Source organism: Methylobacterium sp. WL116, assembly GCF_008039455.1.
Lineage (GTDB): Bacteria > Pseudomonadota > Alphaproteobacteria > Rhizobiales > Beijerinckiaceae > Methylobacterium.
In genome coordinates, this window is sequence record NZ_VRUV01000255.1 from 1 (window position 1) to 6,455 (window position 6,455).

Here is a 6,455-nt window from a genome sequence, read left to right on the forward strand (position 1 = left end):
GAGTGGTCCTCGGGCCGGCCCTTGGCGATGTCGTGGAGCAGGATCGCCACGTAGAGCGCGCGCCGGTTGTGGATCGCGTTGACCAGGCGCGAGACCAGCGGGAGCTGGAGGGTCGGCGGCCCTATAGCACCGCCGCGGGCTCAGCGCCGCGCCTCGGTCGCCATCCGCACCGCGAGGCCGGCGAGCACGGTGCCCATCAGCCAGCGCTGCGCCACCATCCAGGCCGGGCGCCCGCCGAGGAAGCCGGCCACCGACCCGGCGGTGACGGCGAGCAGCGCGTTCACGCCGACGCTGATCCCGGTCTGCACCGACCCCAGCACCAGCGATTGCACCAGCACGCTGCCGTGCCCCGGCGTGATGAACTGCGGCAGCAGCGACAGGTACATCACCGCGATCTTCGGGTTGAGGAGGTTCGTCAGGAACCCCATCGCGAACAGCCGCCGCGGCCCGTCGGGCGGCAGCATCCGCGGCTGGAACGGCGAGCGCCCGCCCGGCCGCACCGCCTGCCAGGCCAGCCACAGCAGGTAGAGCGCGCCGGAAAGGCGCAGGGCGTCGTAGGCGAAGGGCACGGCGAGCAGCAGCGCGGTGATGCCGAAGGCCGCCGCCAGCATGTAGACGAGATACCCCGCCGCGACCCCGCCGAGCGAGACCAGCCCGGCGCCCGCCCCCTGCGAGAGCGAGCGCGAGACCAGGTAGACCATGTTCGGCCCCGGCGTCAGCACCATGCCGAGGGAGACCAGCGCGAAGGCGAGGAGGTTCGTGATTTCGGGCATGCCTCCGGTCGCTCCTGCTGTGTGCGTCGACCGAACCGTGGGCATATCGCGGCGCGGGCCCCCTCTCCCAGGGGGAGAGGGACAGGGTGAGGGGTGTGACCTTTCCGTCTGAGGCACGCCCCTCATCCCACCCTTCTCCCCCTGGGAGAAGGAGCCGCGCTGCGGATCGCGCGGACGATACGGCTCTGCGACGAACGATGCGAGCGGGGCTCGATACGCCCTCGCCTACCGCGCCGGGTTGAAGCGCGTGTCGATCAGCCCGTCGACGGCGGCGGGGACGTCGGTGCCGGCGGGGATGATGCCGGCCTGCTGCAGGGCGAGGCCGGCCGCCTGGATCGAGGCCGCCTGGGCCTTGCCGACCGCCGGCTCGGAGAGGTCGGTGCGGGCGACCTGCCGGGCGATCACCGGCTCGGGCAGCTTCGTGGCGGCGACCAGGGCCGCCTTCAGCGCGTCCGGGTTCTGGATCGCGAACAGCCGCGCCCGCTCGTAGGCGGCGATCACGGTGCGGACGAGCTCGGGGTTCTCCTGGGCGAACGCCTCGCGCACGTCGAGCAGGCCCCAGGTGTTGGCGCTCGCGTCGCGGAAGAACAGCACGTCGTCGTTCTCGATCTCGGCCGCGGCCATCATCGGGTCGAGGCCGGCCCAGGCGTCGACGTCGCCGCGGTCGAGCGCCGTGCGGCCGTCGGCGTGCTGGAGCAGGACGAGCTTGGCGTCGCGCTCGGTCAGGCCCGCGCCCTGGAGGGCGCGGATCAGGAAGATGTGCGGGTCGGTGCCGCGGGTCACCGCGATGCGCTTGCCCTTGAGGTCGGCGACCCGCGCGATGCCGCTGTCCTTGCGGGTGACGAGCGCGGTCCATTCCGGCCGCGAGTAGGCGTAGACCGCCTTGATCGGGTTGCCGTTGATGCGCGCCACGAGGGCGGCGGCGCCGGCCGAGGAGCCGAAGTCGATCGCGCCGGCATTGAGGAATTCGAGCGCCTTGTTGGAGCCGAGCGACTGGACCCAGCGCACGGTGATGCCCCTCGGCTTCAGCGCTTCCTCCAAAAACCCCTTGTCCTTCAGGACCAGCCCGACCGGGTTGTAGGTCGCCCAGTCGAGGCGGACCTCCTTGACCTCGGCGGCGCCGGCGGGCGCGGACAAGGCGGCGGGCAGGGCGACCGGGAGAGCGAGCGCGAGGGCGGCACCGAGAAGCGCGCGGCGGGCAAGGCGCATGAGACAGTCCTTTTCGGATCGGGCGTTTGATCCGAGCTAGGCCGGTGCGTTCTTTATGTCAAACGACAATTCCGCAATATAGGACGCACAGCCGTGGATGATCGGCATCAACCGAGTTGCAGGAACGCCGCGATCTTCGCCTTCACGTCATCGATCACGGCCGCCGGCGCGACGTCGACGAAGCGCGCGTAGCGCTCGGCCCAGGCGAGCGGCTTGCCCTGGTCCGCAAGGACGAAGCCGTGGATCTTCAGCCCGGACGGCAGGGCCACCTCGTAAGGGTAGCCACGTCCGCGGCTGGTGACCGGACACGCGAAGCAGCGCCCGACGAGGCCGTTGTAGGACCGCGGCGTGAGGACGAGCCCGGGCCGGGTGAAGCCCTGCTCGGTCCCAAGATGCGGACTGAACTCGAGGAAGATCAGGTCGCCGAGATCAGGGCAATAGGGCGGCTCACCAGATCTCGTCACCGACCGTCCGCCCCTCGAACTGGTCGTCGTGCAGGTTCTCTTTGGTGATGCCGGCAAGCAGGCCGTCGAAGGTGTAGCGCGGCGGCTCTGCGCGCGGCGCGATGACGATCCGCCCCTCCTCGACACTCAGTTCGGCCGTGCTGCCTTCAGCAGCGCCGACGTCTCGCAGGATCTGCGCCGGGATGCGGAGGGCGAGACTGTTGCCCCATCGGGAGAACTGAACGATCACGCGCACCTCTCCTGGCATGGCTGTGACCAAGCTTCGAACGGCACCGTGCCGCGCTCGCATCAACGTATCTCCTTCGTATATACGATCCCCGGGACGGCGCGTCAAAGCTCGCCCACCGGCACCCCGCCCGCTCCGGCGGATCCGGATCGAGCGTGGCTTCGGCGTGGCTCTTGCTCGCGGCCCCTCGCCCGAGGCCCTTCGCTGACGAGCCCCGGCTCGAGGACCCTGGCTCGACGCCGCGCGCCTGTCCAGAAGCCCGGCCCCGCTGGCAGCACCGGCAGTTCATGCTAACGGGTACCCATGTTCGATGCCGTCGCTGCCCTGGACAAGGTTCTGGATGCCCTGGATCGCGAGGCTCGTGAGCCGACGAAGCTCCGCGCCGTCCTGGTGCCGGAGCTGAAGCGGGTCATCGAGGCCGGCCACGCGGCGGCCGAGGCGCAGCTTCTGAAGGACCGGGACGGCATGCGCTGCGCCCGCGCGCTGTCGAACCTCACCGACGCGGTGGTGCGCGCGATCCACGACGCGGTGGTCTGGCGGCTCTATCCGAACGACAACCCCTCCACCGGCGAGCAGCTCGCGGTGGTGGCGACCGGCGGCTACGGCCGGGGCACGATGGCGCCGGGCTCCGACATCGATCTCCTGTTCCTGCTGCCCTACAAGCAGACCGCATGGTCGGAGAGCGTCGTCGAGGCGATGCTCTACGTGCTGTGGGACCTCAAGCTGAAGGTCGGCCACGCCACCCGCTCGGTCGAGGAATGCCTGCGCGAGGCCCGCGCCGACATGACGATCCGCACGGCGCTCCTGGAGGCGCGCTTCCTGTTCGGCACGCGGGTGCTGTTCGAGGAGCTGGTGACGCGCTTCGACGCCGAGCTGGTGATGGGCACCGCGCACGAGTTCGTCGAGGCCAAGCTGCGCGAGCGCGACGGCCGCATCACCAAGGCCGGCTCCTCGCGCTACCTGGTCGAGCCCAACGTCAAGGACGGCAAGGGCGGCCTGCGCGACCTCAACACCCTGTTCTGGATCGCCAAGTACACCTACCGGGTGCGCGACCAGGTCGAGCTCGTCGCCGCCGGCCTGTTCACGGCGGAGGAGTACCGCCTGTTCGAGCGCTGCGACGAGTTCCTGTGGCGGGTGCGCTGCCACCTGCACTTCGTCACGCGGCGCGCGGAGGAGCGGCTGTCCTTCGGGCTGCAGCCGAAGATCGCCGAGCGCCTCGGCTTCGGGCCGCGCGGCGGGCTGTCGGGCGTCGAGCGCTTCATGAAGGCGTACTTCCTGATCGCCAAGGACGTCGGCGACCTCACCGCCATCGTCTGCGCCGAGCTGGAGGCGCGCCACGCCAAGCGCACGCCGGTGCTCGACCGCTGGATCGGCAAGTTCCGCGATCGGTTCCGCGCCACCGCGATCGAGGCGGAGGATTTCTGGCTCGACCACGGCCGGGTCAACGTCCGCGCCGAGGACGCGTTCGAGCGCGATCCGGTCAACCTCCTGCGCCTGTTCTGGCTCGCCGACCGGCACAACCTCGCGATCCATCCCGACGCCAAGCGCCTGGCGAACCGCTCCCTGCGCCTGATCGGCCACGCCCTGCGCGCCGACGAGGAGGCCAACCGCCTCTTCCTCGAGATCCTGACCTCGAAGAACTCGCCGGAATCGGTGCTGCGGCAGATGAACGAGGCCGGCGTGCTCGGCCGCTTCATCCCGGATTTCGGCCGCATCGTCGCGATGATGCAGTTCAACATGTACCACCATTTCACGGTGGACGAGCACCTGCTGCGCTCGCTCGGCGTGCTCGCGGCGATCGATTCCGGGCGCACCGAGGAGCAGTTCCCGCTGGTCTCGCGCCTGGTCAACGCGATCCACAACCGGCGCGCGCTCTACGTGGCGATCCTGCTCCACGACATCGCCAAGGGCCGGCCCGAGGACCACTCGATCGCCGGCGCGGCGATCGCGCAGAAGCTGTGCCCGCGCTTCGGCCTGACCCAGGCCGAGACCGAGACGGTGGCCTGGCTCGTCGAGCACCATCTCCTGATGTCGATGACCGCCCAGAGCCGCGACCTTTCGGATCCGAAGACCATCGAGAAGTTCGCCGCCGTGGTGCAGACGCTGGAGCGCCTGCGCCTGCTGACGATCCTCACCGTCGCCGACATCACCGCCGTCGGCCCCGGCGTCTGGACCGCGTGGAAGGGCACGCTGATCCGCACCCTCTACGACGAGACCGAGGTGGTGCTGTCGGGCGGCCATTCCGAGATCGCCCGCACCGACCGCGTCCGGCTGATCCAGATGGGCCTGCGCGAGCAGCTGCCCGACTGGTCGTCGGAGGTGTTCGACGCCTACGCCGCGCGCCACAACCAGGCCTACTGGCTGAAGGTCGACGGCGTGCGCCAGTTCAAGAACGCCGGCTTCATCCGCCAGGCGATCGAGGCCGGCCGCACCAGCGCCACCGACGTCGAGACCGATCCGGTCCGCGGCGTCACCGAGCTGACGGTGTACTCGCCCGACCACCCGCGGCTGCTGGCCATCGTCACCGGGGCCTGCGCGGCGGCCGGCGGCAACATCGTCGACGCCCAGGCCTTCACCACCAGCGACGGCTTCGCCCTCGATTCGATCTTCATCTCCCGCGCCTTCGAGCGCGACGAGGACGAGATGCGCCGCGGCCGGCGCATCACCGCCTCGATCGAGCGCTCGCTCAAGGGCGAGATCAAGATCGCCGAGCTCGTGGCCGACAAGCACCCGCCCTCCACCGGCCGGGCCAAGACCTTCCTGGTCCCGCCGGACGTGGCGATCGACAACGCGCTGTCCAGCCGCGAGACGGTGGTCGAGGTCACCGGCCTCGACCGGCCGGGCCTGCTCTACGAGCTGACCACGGCGCTGAACCGCCTCAACCTCAACATCACCTCGGCGCATGTCGCGACCTTCGGCGAGCGGGCGGTGGACGTGTTCTACGTCACCGACCTGACCGGCACCCGCGTCACCCAGCCCGACCGCCAGGCGGCGATCCGCAGCGCGGTGATGGAGGTCTTCGCCGGCGACGTGGCGGTGATGAAGGCGGAGGGGCTGGAGGCGCTCGTCGCCGCGCCGCCGCCGCGGGAGGCGTGATGTGCTTCGCCGGGTTGATTTCGCGGCCCGCGCGCCTGATATCAACGCCGACCCCGAAATCACCCGGCGAGCCCTTTTCGCGATGACGAGCAACGACATGCAGCATGACGACCCGCGCCAGAGCACGGTCGAGGCCGGCGCCGGCGTGGCGCACGAGGCGCCGCACGACGCCCCCGCGTCCCAGGACGGGTCGGCCGCCGACGCGAAGCTCGCGGCGATGACCGCCGAGCGCGACGAGCTGAAGGACCGCACGCTGCGCACGCTGGCCGAGATGGAGAACCTGCGCCGCCGGACCGAGCGCGAGGTCGCCGACGGCCGGACCTACGCGGTCACCAACTTCGCCCGCGACGTGCTCAACGTCGCCGACAACATCCGCCGCGCGCTCGACAGCGTCCCGGCCGAGGCGCGGGCCTCGGCCGAGGGCGCCCTGAAGGGCCTGATCGACGGCATCGAGCTGACCGAGCGGGATCTCGCCAAGACCCTGGAGCGCCACGGCGTGAAGGTGGTCGAGCCCAAGGGCCAGCGCTTCGACCCGAACCGCCACCAGGCGATGTTCGAGGTGCCCGACCCGGAGGTGCCGGCCGGCACCGTCGTGCAGGTGGTCCAGTCGGGCTACGTCATCGGCGACCGGACCCTGCGCCCGGCCCTGGTCGGCGTCGCCAAGGGCGGCCCGAAGGCCGGCGCAGG

Annotated in this window: 6 protein-coding genes; 2 read left to right on the forward strand and 4 right to left on the reverse strand. The window is 70.7% G+C overall.

All coding sequences use genetic code 11. The features are described 5' to 3' along the window. Positions 1 to 140: 140 nt before the first annotated feature. From FV223_RS17200 to FV223_RS17215, 4 genes are all read right to left on the reverse strand, one after another. A complete protein-coding gene (locus FV223_RS17200) occupies positions 141 to 773 on the reverse strand; it encodes a LysE family translocator (protein ID WP_147728172.1) in 633 nt (210 codons plus the stop codon). A 225-nt stretch (positions 774 to 998) separates the two neighbouring features. Continuing rightward, positions 999 to 1,982, reverse strand: coding sequence for an aliphatic sulfonate ABC transporter substrate-binding protein (locus FV223_RS17205; protein WP_147728173.1), 984 nt, complete (start codon positions 1,980 to 1,982; stop codon positions 999 to 1,001). 107 nt (positions 1,983 to 2,089) lie between these two features. After that, on the reverse strand, positions 2,090 to 2,446 hold the full coding sequence (locus tag FV223_RS17210) for a type II toxin-antitoxin system PemK/MazF family toxin (RefSeq protein ID WP_147728174.1): 357 nt from the start codon (positions 2,444 to 2,446) through the stop codon (positions 2,090 to 2,092). Then, complete coding sequence (locus FV223_RS17215; protein ID WP_210246691.1) at positions 2,430 to 2,675, reverse strand: AbrB/MazE/SpoVT family DNA-binding domain-containing protein; 246 nt, start codon at positions 2,673 to 2,675, stop codon at positions 2,430 to 2,432. The genes FV223_RS17210 and FV223_RS17215 overlap by 17 nt, the downstream gene beginning before the upstream one ends. Before the next feature lie 300 nt (positions 2,676 to 2,975). On the opposite strand from FV223_RS17215, the gene FV223_RS17220 reads away from it, so the two are divergent. Continuing rightward, positions 2,976 to 5,768, forward strand: a complete 2,793-nt coding sequence (locus FV223_RS17220; protein WP_147728175.1) for a [protein-PII] uridylyltransferase — start codon at positions 2,976 to 2,978, stop codon at positions 5,766 to 5,768. A gap of 82 nt (positions 5,769 to 5,850) precedes the next feature. Beyond that, the coding region (gene grpE / locus FV223_RS17225) for a nucleotide exchange factor GrpE (protein ID WP_246689706.1) at positions 5,851 to 6,455 on the forward strand (605 nt) is incomplete at its 3' end.